Below are 17,254 nucleotides of genomic sequence, written 5' to 3'. Positions count from 1 at the left end.
CTATATTTATAGTATAGCACAGCTTCCAAAGATGCGCCACTTAAATTTAACATTACTTTGAATCTTGTTGCTTAAGCGCACTCGTTGCTATTTCAGCCGCATACGCATTAGCTTGCGCCTTTTGTTGCGCTGATGTAGCAGTCGGATGTGCTTGCATGTAAGCCATCATCTTTGCTTGCACGGCTTGCTTCATTTGCATCTGTTGGGCTTGTTGGGCTTGCATTGGCATTTGCTTTTGCTTAGCCCCAAGTGACTTTGCTTGTGACGGTGTCATCACAACCCAAGTCTTACTTGGCACACGAACTAGTGTGTGCTGCTTAATGAGTTGATTTTGTTGATCACTCACGCCAAACATCATCTTATAGAAATCGTTCTTAAAGCGCCAACGCGTCGTGGTTGTCTTTGCCGTTGCTTGACTACCTTTTGTCGTCTGATACGTTGCTGTCTTCTTAACTGCTTCAACAATGTGCTTTGTGTCTGGCTTATTGTGTACAGCTGGCTTTTTATCACTGGCCTTGTCACGGTAAACCATGACATAGTTGTTTGACTTAGTTCCAATTTCTTGGGCTAACAACATATTCGCTGGAGATGACGTGTCCCCCGCTGTATAAATCTGCGTTGTTTTTGTTGTCGTAACCTTTTTCATACCAAAGTGATCGGTAAAGTTTACGGTCATCGCCCAGACACTCAACATTAATAGGACTAATGAGATGGTTCCAGCAATCACGCGTAACGTTACAGGCTTAATATAAATCCATGAAACAAAGGTTAGCACGACAAATAGTAATAATAGGACAATAATCATATATTAGTTCTCCTTTGTCGTTTCATCAGTAGTATCATCTGCAATGATCTTACCCTTACGCAAGAACAATGCAATCACAAGACCAATGGCCGCAAATAGGAAACCAATGAAGAATGAAACTTGGAATCCATCCATTGAAGCGTCAATCATCTTTGCCCCATAACGGAGTGGGTTCGCCGTGCGCAAGAAATCACTTGGCTTGTTGTTTGTAATGATATTTTGAGTAATTGAAGTTAACAGAGCGACAACAACTGCTGATGCAAGTTGACGTGCCGTGTTATTTGATGCAGTCGCATGATTAGCTTCTTCAGCAGGAAGTGCTGACATCGCAGATGCAGTCAATGGCATCATGACCATGGCGACTCCAAACATACGGGCTGTGTAAAGTGTCGTAATGAAGTGTGTTGGTGTGTCAGCAGTTAAGAACATAAATGGAACCGTTCCGATAGCTAGCAAACCAAAACCAACTAAGGCAAGACGACGTGCGCCAACCTTATCGTAGGCCATACCAGCAATAGGTGACATAATTCCCATCATCAAAGCACCAGGCAAAAGAATCAAACCTGACGTTAATGCGCTCAAATTATGTACATTTTGCAAATATGTTGGCAACATCATTTCAACACCCATCATCGCCATCATTGCCATCATGACTGCAATCGTGGTAATCGTGAATTGCTTATTCATGAAGACACGTACATTCAAGAACGGTTCCTTCAAATGTAGCTGACGCATAATAAAGATGGTAATGAAAATAATCCCTATCACGATTGGTGCGATAACCGTTTTAACATCACCCCATCCATCACTACCAACATTTGTAAATCCAAGTAGGAAACTTCCAAATCCGATAATTGAATAGATCAATGACAAAACATCTAGCTTCACATGATGAGTGGGTAAAACATCTTTAATAAAGAAGAAGCTCAATACAAATACGACTGCAAGTACAGCCATTGGTAAGTAGAAAATTGAACGCCATGAATCTGAGATTGTTAGACCTAAGATGACATGGTTCTTATCCAAAATCCAACCAGAAAGGGTCGGTCCGATAGCAGGCGCCATCCCAACCACTAAACCACCTAGTCCCATGGCAACCCCACGCTGCTCAGCGGGGAAAATATTCACCATAACGACTTGCATTAATGGCATTGAAATTCCAACCCCCATGGCAGCTAGCACACGTCCTGATAGGAACATCCACCACATGTCATGTTGTTCGGGAGTAAAGGCCGTGATCGCCATTCCAGCCCATAAAAGACCAAAGGCAATGACATAGAGCCATTTCGTTGGAATTCGGCTTGTTAGGTAGGCTGATACAGGAATCATGATTCCATTCGCCAATAGGAACCACGTTGTCGCTTGCTGCGCTGTGGCCAAATTAATATCAAATGCATCCATCAAGGTTGGAATCGCTGTTCCAAGTGACGTTTGCATCAAAACACCTGCAAAAGTCGCAACCAAGATCAAAACGATCATGATTGTTCGATTATAAGGTTTTCCATGCACATCCACTGGTTGTGCATGCATAGCAGTCTCTGACATACTTTATGTACCTTCCGTTTCAATTTCAAATTAAATTCTCTTACCAACAGTTAGTAAAGAGAGAACAGACACTAATTATAAATGAATCACAACAAAATACAAGGGTTTTTGTCAAATAAGTTAACAATTAATCTCAGACAACAAAAAAAGGAGCGAATGTTAAATTCGCTCCTTTTTAAATTTCTTAGATTACCACCAACCGTTAGCTTGACGGAATGAAATGGCGCTTTCAACTGAACCATAACGGCTTGTTGCATATCCGACCATTCCCTTGGTTTGATCAGCAACTGAACCTGTTCCCCAGCTTTCCTTGGTTTGACCCAATCCAGTGTAACCGTTTGGTGAAACGGCGTTAGGGTTTCCACCTGATTCAGGTTGAACAATTGTTTGCCACATTGCATCAGTTCCACCATTGGCGATGAATTGATCATAAGTTGAACCTGATCCAGAAGCTGCAGCTGGCTTTGCTTCAGCAGCTGGTTGTGCAGTTGCTTGAGTCGTTGCTTTTTCTTCAACGGCTGGCTTTGCTTCAGCAGCTGGTTGTGCAGCTTCTGCTTCCTTAGCTTGGCTAGCCTCGGCAGCTTTTTGTGCAGCAGCTTCATCCGCAGCCTTTTGTGCAGCTTGTGCTTGCGCAGCTTGCTTAGCTTCTAGTGCAGCCTTTTGAGCAGCCTTTTGAGCATCGGCGTTAGCTGCCTTATCAGCATCACTAGCTTTGGCAACTTCGATCTTTTGATCAGTGAAAACCAAGTTCTTATCAGAAATCTGGTTTGTTGAAACAAGATCATCAACAGTCAAGTTAAACTTGCTGGCAATTTCTGAAAGTGTATCACCCTTTTGGACAGTGTAAGTTGCGGCGTTGGCAACAGTTTGTCCAGCGGCAAAAACAGAAGCTAATCCTGCAACTGCAAGTGCAGCATTTTTAGTCGTATTACTCATGAAATAAATTCCCCTCAACTACTCTTTATTTTAAATAATAATTTTTTCAAATTAATATGATTCGCTTGCGAAAACTCCTTCGCAACAACAAAGATAAGTTTACCAATTCAGGCAGTTAGTAAATTACGAAAACATTACATCTAGTTATAAGAAATATAATTATGTTCACAATATGTAACATTCACGACATAAAAACGGTTGTAACAGGCTAAAACACTGGATATTCTAGGGTTTTCAACACTTATATTAAAATTGGTTTTACGTCAAAATAAGCATCAATTTCTTAWAAAAAACCGTGATTTGGTATCAAACCACAGTTCTTTCATTGTTTGTCACATTTTTGACATCTATAAAAGTTAACTATTTAAAATTTGCGTAACCATATTTCATCAATAATATGCCCCACTGTCTTATGTAGGATTAAATCGGCCCGTTCACGTGTTGGCAGAATATACTCTTCAAGGTTGGGTAAATTAACTGTTTCCCAAACTTGGCGGGCTTGACTAACCGCTTGGTCAAATGGCATTTGCGTCCATGAATAAAAGAAATTATTTGGATCCTGTGTCTGTGCCGTCTGATTTAGCAACGCGACAAAGCGATCCAAATACCAATGAGCAATTAAATCAGTGTCCGCATCCAAATAGATTGATAAATCAAAGAAATCTGATAAGTATACTGGGGCGTCCGGTGTCGCCTGTAACGTATTAATCCCTTCTAAGATAAAAATCTTTGGACGCTTAAAGTCGTCATATTCATCTGGCAGAACATCTGAAATATCATGTGAGTACTTTGGCGCACGAATTTCGTCCTCGCCATCCTTAATCGCATCGACAAATTCAAGCAAAGCTGGCATGTTATATGATTCAGGAAACCCTTTTCGGGCCGTAATCCCTTTTTCAGCAAGATCAGCATTTGAACGCAAGAAACCATCTGTTGTAGCCAACGCCACCTCCGCTTCACCAAATTCTGCTTGGAGTAAATATTGGAGTAACTGCGCCGTGGTTGTTTTACCGACCGCAACTGATCCAGCGATTCCAATGACAAATGGACTTGGCGTCTGTGGTTGCTTGAGAAATTCAGCTTGAACTTTTCGATCTTGCCCATATTGCTGGTACTGCGTCTTAATATAAGCCACCAATGGCTTATAAATAGCATCAACCTCATCTAATGAGATTTGATCATTAAACGCCTTTAGTTCAGATAAGACTTTTGGTGTTAATTCAGACTTCACATCTTTAGCCGTTGGTTGTCCAAGTTTACGCCAATCATCACGTTTTATCACTTGATAATTCATTGACGGTTCTGTCATTTTCTTATTCCTTCACATATAAGCTCTCATCAATATCACTTAACAAGGGCGATAACGTTTGGTCTGCAAGGACCGTTAATTGATGCATGGCACGTGAGGCAATCGTATAAACCAGTTGACGTTCATCCTCGGCATGATAATTTTCAGCATTTGCATCCCACATGATCACGGCATCAAACTCTAATCCCTTAGCGAGATAAGCTGGCACAATAATGGTACCTGGAACCAGGCGTTGGTTTTCGGTACGAATAATTGTGACGTCAAGCTGCTCGCGTAATTGGGCATAGGCCTCTTCAGCCTGAGCTAACGTCTTAGTGATAATTGCTGTCGTTTCATGTGCTGCACTCGCTTGATTAACTTTTGCAACAGCCGCATCAACCATTTCGGTCTCCGTTTGTGTCACTTGGACGCTAGGCTTCTCTCCTTCACGTTCAAACGCATTAATCGTTGCGCCATCAACCAAAATAGCTTTGGCATAGTCCGTAATTTGCTGGGTTGAACGATAAGTATCCGTCAACTCAATGTATTCAGACTTTTCTGGGTTAAATAAATGCGTGAGGTCTGCTTGCAACCCAGCTGCATTTTCTTTGGTAAAGATTGCCTGATTCAAATCACCCAACATGGTAAAGCGTGCCTTTGGGAAGCTACGCTTTAAGAATGCCAACTGGAATGGCGTATAATCTTGAATTTCATCAATGAATAGGAAACGAATATCACGTTCACCGTGCGTTCCCTTAATCAAATCAAACAGCAGCATAAATGGTGTCATGTCCGCTAAACTGAGTTTACCTTCTTGCATTTGGGCAACTGTTGCCTCAACACCGGCGTCCCAATCAGCTTGCGTTAGGTCATATTGCGCCAAATCCATCAAATAAGGGACGCTCTTCAAAAAGTGGACAAATTGTCGATTAATATTAATGAAACGATTACGGTTAATCCCACGAATAATGGGTGCCATTTCATTTGTCACAATAATTTTAGCAATGTACTTGTGCTCTTCCTTATCTGACTTAAACTCTTTCTCTTGATCCCCCATCATTGAATCGTATTCTTCCTTTGATAGGTTTTCAATCTGTTCGTCGACCCATTCTGCATTCATCTCTGAACGCACATGTGATTGCAATATCTTGAGTAAGCGTTCCTTAGTTGCAAATAGTCGATTTCCCAAATTATAGTTCTCATTGAAACTATAGTAGATTTCCTTAATCCGGTCGGCACTAATGACTTCTTCGCCTCTAAACTTAATCGGACGAACTTGAATCCCTTTGCGGTTCAATCCCTTAGCATACGTTTGCATGACGTTGAAATAATCCAGGGTTCCTTTTAGGTCAATCAATCGTTTTTTAACCGTTCCAGGTTGAGCTTCAAACCGTTCTTGGAGCGTTTCCAAATCAAAACGTGGAAGACGACGTGATGCATATTGATAATAGGTCATTTGGACCATGTTTTGTTCACCAAGTTCTGGCAAAACTTGGTCGATATAATCGTTGAACAATTGATTGGGTGAGAACATCACCACTTGTCCTGATGTTAGTTGTCCACGATAACGGTACAAAAGGTAAGCTACTCGTTGTAATACGGCAGAGGTTTTACCTGAACCAGCTGCCCCCTGGACGAACAATAAATCAGCAGAAGTGTTTCGAATGATTTTATTTTGTTCACGTTGAATAGTCGTCACAATTGATTGCATCTTGGTTGTTGATTCACCAGATAACGCATTCAAGAGCATTTGATCACCAACGGCTTCATCCGTATCAAAAATGGTCTCAATCTTGCCATCCTCAATTTGGAACTGACGCTTTAAATGAACTGTCGCCTGTTGTTCCCCAGCCGGAGTTGCATAAGTTACATCACCGACCCCATCATCGTAATAGATAGATGAAATTGGCGCACGCCAGTCATAAATCAAGAAATGGTCCGGCTCATCTGAAAATGACGCTAAGCCAATATAGATTGGTTCCGTCACTTCAGATCCGGCATCTTGCACGTCAATCCGTGCAAAATATGGACGTTCTTTTAAATGTTCGAGAACCTCAGCTTGATGTTCAACGGAGTTCATTTCCGCCTCACGCTGTTCAAGCATTTGTTGTTGTTGGCGAACAGACATCGCCGTTTCAAATAATCCACTGTATGTTGATGAGCGATAACGGACATCCTTCCAACCAGCATCAACGTCAGCTTTCTTTTTATCGGCATTTTCCCGTTCTAATTCATTCGCAACTTTTGCGTCCTGAATTTTTTCTAACACACCGTCTAAGCGATGTTGTTCAGATTTATAAGGTTCTAACATTCGGGTTCCTCCCAACGAATTTGGTCATTCCATGATACACCATATTCCAGAAAAAAACCATTTTCCGGTGGATTCTCAAAAAAAAAACCATTGACGTAACATAAAGTTATCATCAATGGAGATTTAATTTATACTATTTTAATAGGTCAATTTCATCTGAACCAGCTGCATCTGAATCACCGGTATCAGCATCCTTAGCGTCATCTGAATCGTCTGACCCATCATTTTCACCAAGGTAGGCATTTCGAACCCGTGTATAGATTTCATCGTAGATCGCTTGATGTTCTGGATCTTCAAGCCAACGAATCACGTTAACCTTTCCTTGTCCAATCTTTTCACCATTATAAGCGAACCATGACCCTGACTTATCAATAATATCCTTATCGACAGCCAGATCAATCATTTCACCTGTCTTTGAAATTCCCTTACCAAACATAATTTCGAGTTCGACTTCACGGAATGGTGCGGCCACCTTGTTCTTAACCACCTTGATACGGGTCAAGTTACCAATTGACTTTACGTTGTCCCCATCAGCCTTAGTTGCATCAATTCCCCCCTTACGACGAACATCTAACCGAACAGATGAATAGAACTTCAAAGCACGTCCACCAGGTGTTGTTTCAGGATTACCAAACATGACCCCAATCTTTTCACGTAATTGATTAATAAAGATGACGGTTGTCCCAGTTTTAAGAATTGAACCTGACATCTTACGCAATGCTTGTGACATCATTCGTGCTTGCAACCCAACCGTTGAATCACCAATTTCACCGTCAATTTCAGCCTTTGGCGTCAATGCCGCAACTGAGTCGACAACGACAAGATCAACGGCTCCAGAACTAATCAATTCATCAGCAATCGCCAATCCTTGTTCACCAGTGTCTGGTTGTGATAGCAATAATTCATCAACATCCACACCAAGTGCACGGGCGTATTCCACATCAATGGCATTTTCAGCGTCAATATAGGCTACAATTCCGCCGTTCTTTTGGGCTTCAGCCGCAGCATGCAATGCTAACGTCGTCTTACCAGAAGATTCAGGTCCATAAATTTCAACAATACGACCCTTAGGGAATCCACCAATACCAAGCGCAATATCCAACTTCAACGAACCTGTAGATGTCGCTTCAGTCTTGGTAAACTTACTGTCCCCAAGCTTCATCACTGATCCTTTTCCGAATGACTTTTCAATCTTCTTTAACGCGTCATCAAGCGCCTTTTCTCGGTCCTTTTGATTTTCAATACGACCTTCAATTTTTTTATTTGGGTTAATATTTTTTCCACTTGCCATCTTAAACGCCTCCGTTTGTTAACTTTAACTTAAGTAAAACTAGTATACACCTAATTTACTCCGAACTGCAATCTTTTTAATCAGAAATTTCTAGATCAGCTATTGCATCAAGTATCATCTGCATCCCTTGCGTCACACTTTGTTGGCGAACGGCTCGCCGATCACCTGTAAAGCTAGCTTTTACCACTTTTCCATATTGGTTTGGTCCAACCAGACCAATGAAAACTGTACCTGATGGATGCCCTTCTAGTGCATCAGGTCCTGCAACACCAGTGAAACTGATGGCAAAATCCGTATCAAGTTTTGCTTGTGCCCCCTTTGCCATCGCTAACGCAACCTGTTGTGACACGACACCATACGCGTCAATTAAATCAGTGGGAACACCAACTAATTGATGTTTTGTCGTTGCTGAATAAGTCACGAATGCACCAGGTAATACCGCTGAGATGCCACTAACATTCGCTAATTGACTGACAAATAGACCTGCTGTTAGGGATTCAGCACTTGTAATACTGAGCTTTTGTTGAATCAATTGTTTGCCGACCATTTCTTCAATTGTCATTTTTCCCACCTCTGTCATTAAAGACGCTTTTTATCCCAACTTTTTTTATTTTCCCTATGTCTAGTGTAACAAAAAAAGCAGGTCAGATGACCTGCTTTTCGTTTATTTGAATCCGTCACTAAAAACTTGACGATTCTTATAAAAGTAATCAACACCTGAGTAAACTGTTGCAATCAAGGCAATCCACATCATAATTTGTGCGAATGGCACATGAATGGCAGCAAAACCAATGTTGTGTAACAAGAAGAAAATAATCGCGATCATTTGCGAGAATGTCTTAATCTTACCTGGCATTGCAGCAGCTAACACTTTTCCATTGTTTTCAACAATAAGTGTTCGCAATCCCGTGATGGATAGTTCGCGAATCACAATAATGGCTACCATCCAGGCCGCCACCCATTGGAATTGCACGAAGAAAATCAATGCCGTCATCACGAGCAACTTGTCAGCCAATGGATCGGCAAACTTACCAAAGTTAGTGACTAGATTTTCACGACGTGCAATTTGCCCATCAAGGAAATCCGTTAGTGACGCAACAATAAAGATAACTGCTGCGACAAAATGACTAACTGGTAATTGCACACCTAAGACTAACCACGTTCCCCAATCGGGATTGAACGCCAGAATCAACATGAACACAGGAATTAAAAGAATTCTAAAAACCGTTAACTTATTTGGTAAATTCATATTTCGCCTCGATTAATTAACGCTTAATCATCAAGTTTGCATTCCAAACAGTAGCACCATTGTTCTTCATATCAATATTTTGATTTCCAAACTTTACCTTAAGTGGGTTAGCATTACCGATTTGCATTTTGATGTTGGTTGTTGTTGCAGGCACCTTAATTGATTGTGGTGCATTTGCCTTAACAGTTCCATTAAAGAGCATTGTTCCAGCGTTGTCAGTTACTTGAAGCCAAGCATCACTTGTTGCATCAAGTTGAAGGACTTCTTCCTTCTTTGGTGCTTGAATATTGTTATAAGTAACAGTGTTACCAGTAACAGCTCCGTTACCAATTTTAACTTCTGGTTGCTTAGGCGCAGGTTTTGGTGCTGGCTTTGAAGATGCCTTCTTAGATGAACTTGAAGACTCAATCTTCGAGCTTGAGACTGAAACAGATGAACTGTTTGTCGAAGACTTTGAAGTACCAGAGAAAGCAGACACTAGTGCCCAAACAATCAAAACAATTGCAACTGCCGCAACTGCAATCAATACTTTTGGCATCACTTGACGGGTCTTATCAACTGGTGATTCCGTTTCGCGATGCATCCCTGCTCGTGTAATATTATCTGTATCAACACGTGCCCCTTCAAAGTCAGGTTCAACCGGCTTCAAATCCTCATCTGTGGCATGATCTTTGATAAATTCATCAGCATCAAGCCCAACTGAGGCTGCATATTGTCGTACAAAAGCACGTTCGTAGAACTTACCAGGCAATTGATCAAATTGACCATTTTCAATTGCTTGTAAATAACGCTTCTGAATTTTCGTCATTTGTTGAATATCATCAAGAGACAAACCTTTTTCGATTCGTGCATCTTGTAACGCTTGTCCAATTTCTTGATTGTGTTCTTCACTCATTTTGATCACCTAACTATCTAAATAAATTTGTCATATATACCGTAATTATATCATATCAACCCAAGATTTGGGTGCACAATTATACTTGATATTTCTAGAAGCGGATTTTGAACCAAAACTGACTGCACAAATGCCACATCAATTTCTTCTAAAATACTATATTCATCCATCACCGTGCTTGCATCAAATAGCTTACCTTCAAAACTCACGGCATCTTCTTCCATAAAGTTAAAGCGATTAACTGCACGACCCATGGCGTCTTTTTTAACTAAATCAAATTCATCTTGTAACTGCGCAAAGGCATCTGCGAAACGGTCCAAAACCGCTTTAATTTCGGTAATCACAGTTTCGGGTTCTGGTGTATCAGTTGCCACAGTAATGAAAGCAAAGCCCCGTTCCCATTCAAACTCAACACTAAAGTCATCGCCAATGATGCCCGTGTCATACCATTCCATGTATTGCGGTGAAAGCTCACCGAATACCAAATCCAAGGCAAGACTCACGCCAATCATTTCCTTGAGCCCGGCCCGACCGGTTGGCAACGTTTCAGGTGTCCGCCAGCGTCGCCCTAACGCAACTTTAGTACGGTTGGTCGGCAATGTCACAATCTTGGGCGTTGTCAGCGGTTCAGCCAGCTTGGGCGTCACCACTTTGGCAGCGGAATGCGCCCCCCGTTGTCCAGCCGTCGATTGTTCAATAGTAGCCAATGCCGCTTCCACATCAAAAGCCCCGGTAATAAAAATGTCCATATTTGCTGGTTGATAAAAAGCTTCAAACGCCGTTTGGAGCATATCCCCTGTGATTTGTGATAACGAGGCATGGGTGCCCACAATTTCTTCGCTCAATAAATCACCTGGATACAATTGTCCTAACAACATACGGTACAACCGCGCATCGACATTATCTTGGTACATGTCAGCTTCTTGAGCAATAATTTGTGCTTCTCGTTTAACGGCATCCTCTGGAAAATATGCCGTTTGTGTGAAGTGCAATAACTCATTAAGCGCCGCCAAATTATTCGCTAAACTTGTGAAGTAGTAACTCGTGCGACTTTGACTGGTGAATGCATTTGCATCTGCGCCGAGTTCACTTAATTTTTGGAAAGCATCGTAGTCTGGTTGTCCAAACATCCGATGTTCCAGAAAATGAGCAACCCCCAGCGGTTGGTGGATGGTTTGTTGCTGCCACTGAAAAGTATCATCCCGTCCCCCAAAATCAACCGTTAAATTAGCGGCCATTTGATGGAAATCCGGACGTGGTACTAAATGTACCCGCAATCCGTTCGCTAAGACGGTATGCCTTTCAGCTGGAAAATGTTTATTTATCTGCATCATCGCCAGCTCCTTCTAAAACAAAATTGACTTGTTCAATCACCGCATTGGCCACAGCTTGCACGTCCGCAATCGTGACCGCATCCAAAGCCGCAAACCACTCCGCTTGTGAGAGTTGTGTCATCGTTGCGATAAAGGCGCGATCCGTGACTTGGCTTTGATTATCTAAACTGACCATGTATTCAGTCTTCATCAATTCTTTGATTGTGTTTAACTCAATCTCGGAAATGGGTGCCTGTTGTAATCGTGCCAAATTTGCTGCGACTGCTGTTTGTGTCTCTGTAATTTGGGTGCCGGCAATTCCAGCTGTGACCAAAAGGACATCGGTAAATCGATTGTAATCCGTACTAATGCCATAAGCTAGTCCTTTGGTTTCGCGCACATCCAAAAACAAACGGGACACTGGCGTACCGCCGAAAATTTGGTCAAATACATAAGCAGCAAAACGGCGCTCTTCTGGAATCACTAATTGATAAACCATCACTAATTGACTTTGATTCACAGGTTGTTGTTCAACGACATGCTTAACATTCGGCTGCACCGGCTGATGATAAAACGGTTGAATCGCAGTTGGCATCTGTGGCGTTGGCAGATCCATTAGAGCTGGTGTCACATCATCTGGTGTCACATCACCAGAAATAATAATGTCCACACGATTAGTTTGCACCATATTTTCCCATGCACGCCAAGCTGATTGTTCGTTCGCGTCTTCGATGGCTAACGCAGTCCCATAAGCTGGTAATCCTTGCGCTGTCTCATCGAAGTAGGTTTGCAGAGCATGTCGATTCGCGATATAAGGCCGATCATCCTCTAAGCCTGCAACTTCATCCAAGAGTAACTCTCTTTGCCGATTGAAAATCGTCGCATCAAAACCTTGCGTCGCATTTCCCAAGGGTTGATAAAGCATCGTCTTCATAAAGGCGAGCGCTTGATCCAAGATTGGCTGGTCATCATCAATGAAATGGGGATCAATGACGGCCATATGCGCTTTTACCACATGGAGACGACCAACTTTCAACACGTCAATGCCAAAGTCTGCCCCATACAGTTCACTAAGCGCTCTGGCAATCTGCGGCTGACTTTGATACTCTGCGGAAGCATTTTCAAGCATCTTCGCTGCCAATGTCCGATCTGCGGTTGTATCTGCATCCATTTCCGCAGAAAAATTGAATTCAATGCGGATGGTTGAAAATTGCTGCGTCGGTTGGATATTTAAATAAATGTTTGGTTTGATTGTTGTTTCTGTCAAAAATATTACCTACATTCAGTTTTTTTGTACAAAAAAAGTACGATACTTAATCATAACGTACTTTTCTCTAAAATTATAATATTGGTGAAAGCAAACGTGAGAACTTTTGCTTAAACTTCATCCACTTTGATTGATCATTAAAGTATTGTTCGTTCAAACGAGTTGAGACCTTAATATCTTCCTCAAAGAAAGCTTCCAATTGACTAGCAATATCTTCATCATACATGAAAGCATTCCCTTCGAAATTCAGTCCAAATGAACGCATGTCCATGTTAGCTGAACCAACTGATGACACCTTACCATCAATCGTAACAACCTTGGCATGAATAAATCCATTGTCATACGTATAAACTTCACCACCAGCATCCAAAAGTTCCTTGGCATAGTATTCTGTGGCACGGTAAACAAATGGGTGATCAGGCATACATGGAATCATCAAACGAACCTTAACACCTGACATGGCTGCAACGGTCAACAAATCCATAACACCTTGATCAGGAATGAAGTAAGGGGTTTGAATGGTAATTGATTCACGAGCTGAAGCGATTTGACGCATGTACCCTTGCTTAATTTGTTGGGTATCTTGATCAGGACCAGACGTAACGATTTGTACGGCTGTATTTCCCTTAACTTGTGGATCACTTGGGAAATAGTTCTTAGCAAATTGAAGCTTTTTATCCTTCTTAGCGGTTGCATTCCAATCCATAAAGAAACGACCTTGCAAAGCTAAGACAGCATCACCTTCAATACGTGTGTGTGTATCACGCCAGTTTCCAAATTTCTTTGAATCCCCAACATATTCATCTCCCACGTTCAATCCACCGATGTATCCAACCTTACCATCAATCACAACAAGTTTACGGTGTAGGCGGAAGTTAGCACGGAAAGTGATTGGCCATGGTGATTCAAGAAAGGCCATATCTTGTCCACCAGCTGCACGAAGGCGCTTATAAAGTTTCTTATTGCGCCCGTGTGAACCGAATTGGTCAAACAGTACGCGAACCTTAACTCCTTCATGGGCTTTTTCAGTCAATAAATCAATCAATTGATTTCCTAACTTATCGTCAAAGATTGAGAAGTATTCAACGTTAATGTGGTCCGTTGCATTACGGATATCTTCAAACAACGCCTTGAACTTATCAGGGCCATTATTGAACAAACGCACATCATTCTTTTGTGTCAAAACCGCTTCGTCACTATTCAAAAATAGGTTGAAAAATGGTTCTTGTTCACTGTACTTTTCACGGTCTTCATCTGAAGTCTTCGCTAATAAGGCACGTTGATTTTCGGCAATTTGATCAATCCCCAAATCCTCTTGTGTACGCAAATCAAAAATCTTGCTGTGTGAGATTTTACGGCCAAAGAATCCATAGATGAAGAATCCGATGACTGGGAAAAGAAGTAGGACCAATAACCAGGCCCAAATTGACGCAATATCACGCTTTTCATCGAAAACCGTGATGATTGCTGCAATTAAATTCACAACGAAAATAACTACAATAATACTAATAATAATGCTGCTTGACATATCAAGCTCCTCTCGCGGTTAAATTAATCTTATTTTATCATAATCCATTTATAAATGCATATTCATTAACGATGCATTTATATTTCCCGTAATTAAAAAGCCCCCACATACTGTGAGGGCTTTTACTTTACTTTTCGTCGCTATTTACAAACTTACGTTGGAAATCAGCAATTGTTTCATATTCAGTTTGTAGTTGACGTGACAAACGAATAAAGATTGGTGACAACGCACGATAAACGGCATAGTTTTCAGGCTTTGGTTCATAAGTGTTTGAATCACCGATCATACCACCGATCACATCCAAGCTATCAACCATACCAAGCGCCTTTTGTGCCATAACTGTAGCAGCCAATGCACCTGATTCAAAGGCCTTTGGCACTGTGACAGCTTGTTCAAAGATGTCAGCCATCATTTGACGCCATAACGGTGAACGGGCGAACCCACCAGTTGCTTGAATTGAAGTCAAGCTTCCAGTCACTTCTTCTAGGGCTAGTGACACCATGTAGATATTAAAGATAACACCTTCCATCACGGCACGTACCATGTGGGCACGCGTGTGCTTGTAAGTGAGACCAAAGAATGACCCCTTAGCATTTGCATCCCAGATTGGAGCACGTTCCCCACCAAGATATGGGTGGAAGAGCAAACCATCGGCACCAGCCGGTACGTGGTTCGCAATTTCAGTAATCAAATCGTATGAGTCCATGCCCATCAAGTCAGCAGTTGACTTTTCGGCATCGAACATATTGTCGCGGGCCCAACGCAAAACGTCACCCCCACTGTTCACAGGCCCACCAACAACCCAGTGATCCTTATCCAAAGCATACGTAAATGTACGTCCCTTTGGATCAATCTTTGGTGCATCCGTTACGACACGAATGGCACCAGAAGTTCCAATCGTCACCGCAGCAACACCAGGTTGCACAGCGTTAACACCCAAGTTAGACAATGGACCATCTCCGGCACCATAAACGAATGGGGTTTGTGGGTCAAGACCAAGGTATTGCGCCAATTGTGGATCCAAGCCACGTTCCATGGCGTAAGGATCAACAGTTTCAGGCATTTGGTCCTTACGAACACCAGTCACTTCAAGGGCTTGTGAATCCCAGTCCAAGTCAAAGATGTTAAACATTCCAGTTCCAGAAGCAATTGAGATATCCATACGGTTTACACCGAACAATGAGTGGAACAAGTATTCTTTAATTCCCAAGTAATGTGCTGCATTGTTATAGATGTCTGGCTTTTCGTTCTTTAACCAAAGAATCTTTGACAATGGTGCCATTGGGTGAATAGGCGTTCCCGTCTTTGAGTAAATTTCTTGACCCAAACCAGTTGAACGCAATTCTTCAGTGTACTTAACGGCACGGTTATCGGCCCAAGTAATGACACGTGTCAATGGTGTCCAGTCTTCATCGAAAGCAATCAATGAGTGCATGGCTGAACTGAATGAAACCGCAACGATTTCACCATCTGTTGCTTTAGCAGAAACTGTGTGAATGGCTTCAACAAAAGCACGCCAAATCTCTTCTAAGTCTTCTTCGGCCATATCTGGCTCATCACGATATAATTTGTAGCCTTTGTTGGCACTAGCAATAACATGTCCAGCCTTATCAAACAAAACAGCCTTGGTTGACGTAGTTCCTAAATCAACCCCAATTAGATACTCCATTTTCAATCTCCTATCGGATGTAAACGTTTTTTTGTTTTTCTTTACTTTTCTATTTTATGCTTATTTATTCGTTTTGAAAACCCTATCATTGCTGTTTTAACAACTTCTTTTAGATTAAAGGTCTTCAGTTTGATTCTCTTGTAGTGGTCGATAAACTCGACGTCGATCAAGCGCAAATTGTGGACTTGAAAACTCGCCTGGTTCAGTCTGTGACAACGCTTGATCAAATGATTGAATATTCGCGTCTAACTCATCTAACTGATGTAAAATATTGGCTTCTTTGATTTGGGGACGAACTGGTGAACCGTAATCAAGTTGACCATGATGTGCCAGTACCGTATGGCGGAGTACCAGCATATCTTCTGAATTTAAATCAAGTTTGAGTTCATGGGCTGCGAGAACAATTTGCTCATCAATCAATGTGATATGGCCAATTAGGTTCCCTGCCGTTGTGTATTTCGTTGCAACTGGTCCCGTTAATTCAATGACTTTCCCTAAATCATGTAAAAGTCCTCCCGCATATAAGAGACTCCCATTAATATTTTCATATTGTTCCGTCACAGCTTGTGCTAAATGCACGATTGAAAGTGAATGGTATGCTAATCCACCTTTAAAGGCATGATGATTGGATTTAGCAGCTGGAAAAGTAAAAAATTCATCATGGTACTTCTTAAACAAGTACCGCACGACCCGCTGCCATGTGGCATTGGTAATTTGGAACATAATCTGGCTCACTTCTTCTTCGAGTCCTTCTTTTTTCACCGGTGCTGACTGCATAAAGTCAGCCGGATCATTCGGTTCACCAGGCTCAGTTTTACGCATCTCTAATACGCGTAGTTGAGGTTGATCTTTGTAAGTTTGGCGAATAGCCTTAATGTGTACGACTTCCCCGGCCACAAATTCTTTCGTTTCAGCTTCTGAAACATCCCATTTTTTGGCACTAATTTCCATTGAACGATCGGAAACCATTAGATTTAGATAAGGCTTGCCTTGTTGGGTGCGTCGGACATCAATATCATTCAATAGCACGTTAGCTTCAAATTGTTCATTATTTGTATAATCTTTTAGCATACGGGTGCCTCCCTTGGCGCATAAACGATTGTTAGTTTTACGTCATTTTACCATGTTCTGGTATGAAACACGAAAAATAGGCATTA

Annotated in this window: 14 protein-coding genes; all 14 read right to left on the bottom strand. The window is 41.8% G+C overall.

The genetic code is table 11. The annotated features are described in order from the left end of the window. Positions 1–52: 52 nt before the first annotated feature. The gene (locus D3P96_RS05785) at positions 53–805 is read right to left on the bottom strand and encodes a DUF4811 domain-containing protein (RefSeq protein ID WP_124943427.1); all 753 of its coding nucleotides are present in this window, start codon (positions 803–805) and stop codon (positions 53–55) included. Positions 806–808: 3 nt separating this feature from the next. Continuing rightward, positions 809–2,350, bottom strand: a complete 1,542-nt coding sequence (locus D3P96_RS05780; RefSeq protein WP_244919072.1) for an MDR family MFS transporter — start codon at positions 2,348–2,350, stop codon at positions 809–811. 189 nt (positions 2,351–2,539) lie between these two features. Continuing rightward, complete coding sequence (locus D3P96_RS05775; protein ID WP_124943426.1) at positions 2,540–3,286, bottom strand: LysM peptidoglycan-binding domain-containing protein; 747 nt, start codon at positions 3,284–3,286, stop codon at positions 2,540–2,542. Positions 3,287–3,650: 364 nt separating this feature from the next. Further along, on the bottom strand, positions 3,651–4,595 hold the full coding sequence (gene coaA, locus D3P96_RS05770; RefSeq protein WP_124943425.1) for a type I pantothenate kinase: 945 nt from the start codon (positions 4,593–4,595) through the stop codon (positions 3,651–3,653). A gap of 4 nt (positions 4,596–4,599) precedes the next feature. Continuing rightward, a complete protein-coding gene (helD, locus tag D3P96_RS05765) occupies positions 4,600–6,885 on the bottom strand; it encodes an RNA polymerase recycling motor HelD (RefSeq protein WP_124943424.1) in 2,286 nt (761 codons plus the stop codon). 133 nt (positions 6,886–7,018) lie between these two features. Beyond that, on the bottom strand, positions 7,019–8,176 hold the full coding sequence (gene recA / locus D3P96_RS05760; RefSeq protein WP_124943423.1) for a recombinase RecA: 1,158 nt from the start codon (positions 8,174–8,176) through the stop codon (positions 7,019–7,021). Positions 8,177–8,252: 76 nt separating this feature from the next. Further along, entirely contained in the window at positions 8,253–8,738 is a 486-nt protein-coding gene (locus D3P96_RS05755) for a nicotinamide-nucleotide amidohydrolase family protein (RefSeq protein ID WP_124943422.1), read from the bottom strand. A gap of 102 nt (positions 8,739–8,840) precedes the next feature. After that, positions 8,841–9,425 carry a CDP-diacylglycerol--glycerol-3-phosphate 3-phosphatidyltransferase gene (gene pgsA / locus D3P96_RS05750; protein WP_124943421.1) on the bottom strand — a complete coding sequence of 195 codons (585 nt, stop codon included), beginning with the start codon at positions 9,423–9,425 and terminating at the stop codon, positions 8,841–8,843. 16 nt (positions 9,426–9,441) lie between these two features. After that, complete coding sequence (locus tag D3P96_RS05745; protein WP_124943420.1) at positions 9,442–10,320, bottom strand: helix-turn-helix domain-containing protein; 879 nt, start codon at positions 10,318–10,320, stop codon at positions 9,442–9,444. Positions 10,321–10,370: 50 nt separating this feature from the next. Then, a complete protein-coding gene (yfmH, locus tag D3P96_RS05740; protein ID WP_124943419.1) occupies positions 10,371–11,654 on the bottom strand; it encodes an EF-P 5-aminopentanol modification-associated protein YfmH in 1,284 nt (427 codons plus the stop codon). Next, on the bottom strand, positions 11,638–12,900 hold the full coding sequence (gene yfmF / locus D3P96_RS05735; RefSeq protein ID WP_124943418.1) for an EF-P 5-aminopentanol modification-associated protein YfmF: 1,263 nt from the start codon (positions 12,898–12,900) through the stop codon (positions 11,638–11,640). The genes yfmH and yfmF overlap by 17 nt, the downstream gene beginning before the upstream one ends. Before the next feature lie 73 nt (positions 12,901–12,973). Continuing rightward, positions 12,974–14,428 (bottom strand): cardiolipin synthase, encoded by a 1,455-nt coding sequence (cls, locus tag D3P96_RS05730; protein WP_124943417.1) that lies wholly within the window; start codon positions 14,426–14,428, stop codon positions 12,974–12,976. Between the two features lie 127 nt (positions 14,429–14,555). After that, positions 14,556–16,097, bottom strand: a complete 1,542-nt coding sequence (gntK, locus tag D3P96_RS05725) for a gluconokinase (RefSeq protein ID WP_124943416.1) — start codon at positions 16,095–16,097, stop codon at positions 14,556–14,558. Positions 16,098–16,211: 114 nt separating this feature from the next. After that, positions 16,212–17,168, bottom strand: coding sequence for a 3'-5' exoribonuclease YhaM family protein (locus tag D3P96_RS05720; RefSeq protein WP_124943415.1), 957 nt, complete (start codon positions 17,166–17,168; stop codon positions 16,212–16,214). Positions 17,169–17,254 lie beyond the last annotated feature (86 nt).

Source organism: Weissella viridescens (assembly GCF_003862435.1).
Classification (GTDB): domain Bacteria; phylum Bacillota; class Bacilli; order Lactobacillales; family Lactobacillaceae; genus Weissella; species Weissella viridescens_A.
Note: the sequence above shows the minus strand (reverse complement) of the source record. Positions and strands in the feature narration are given on the sequence as shown.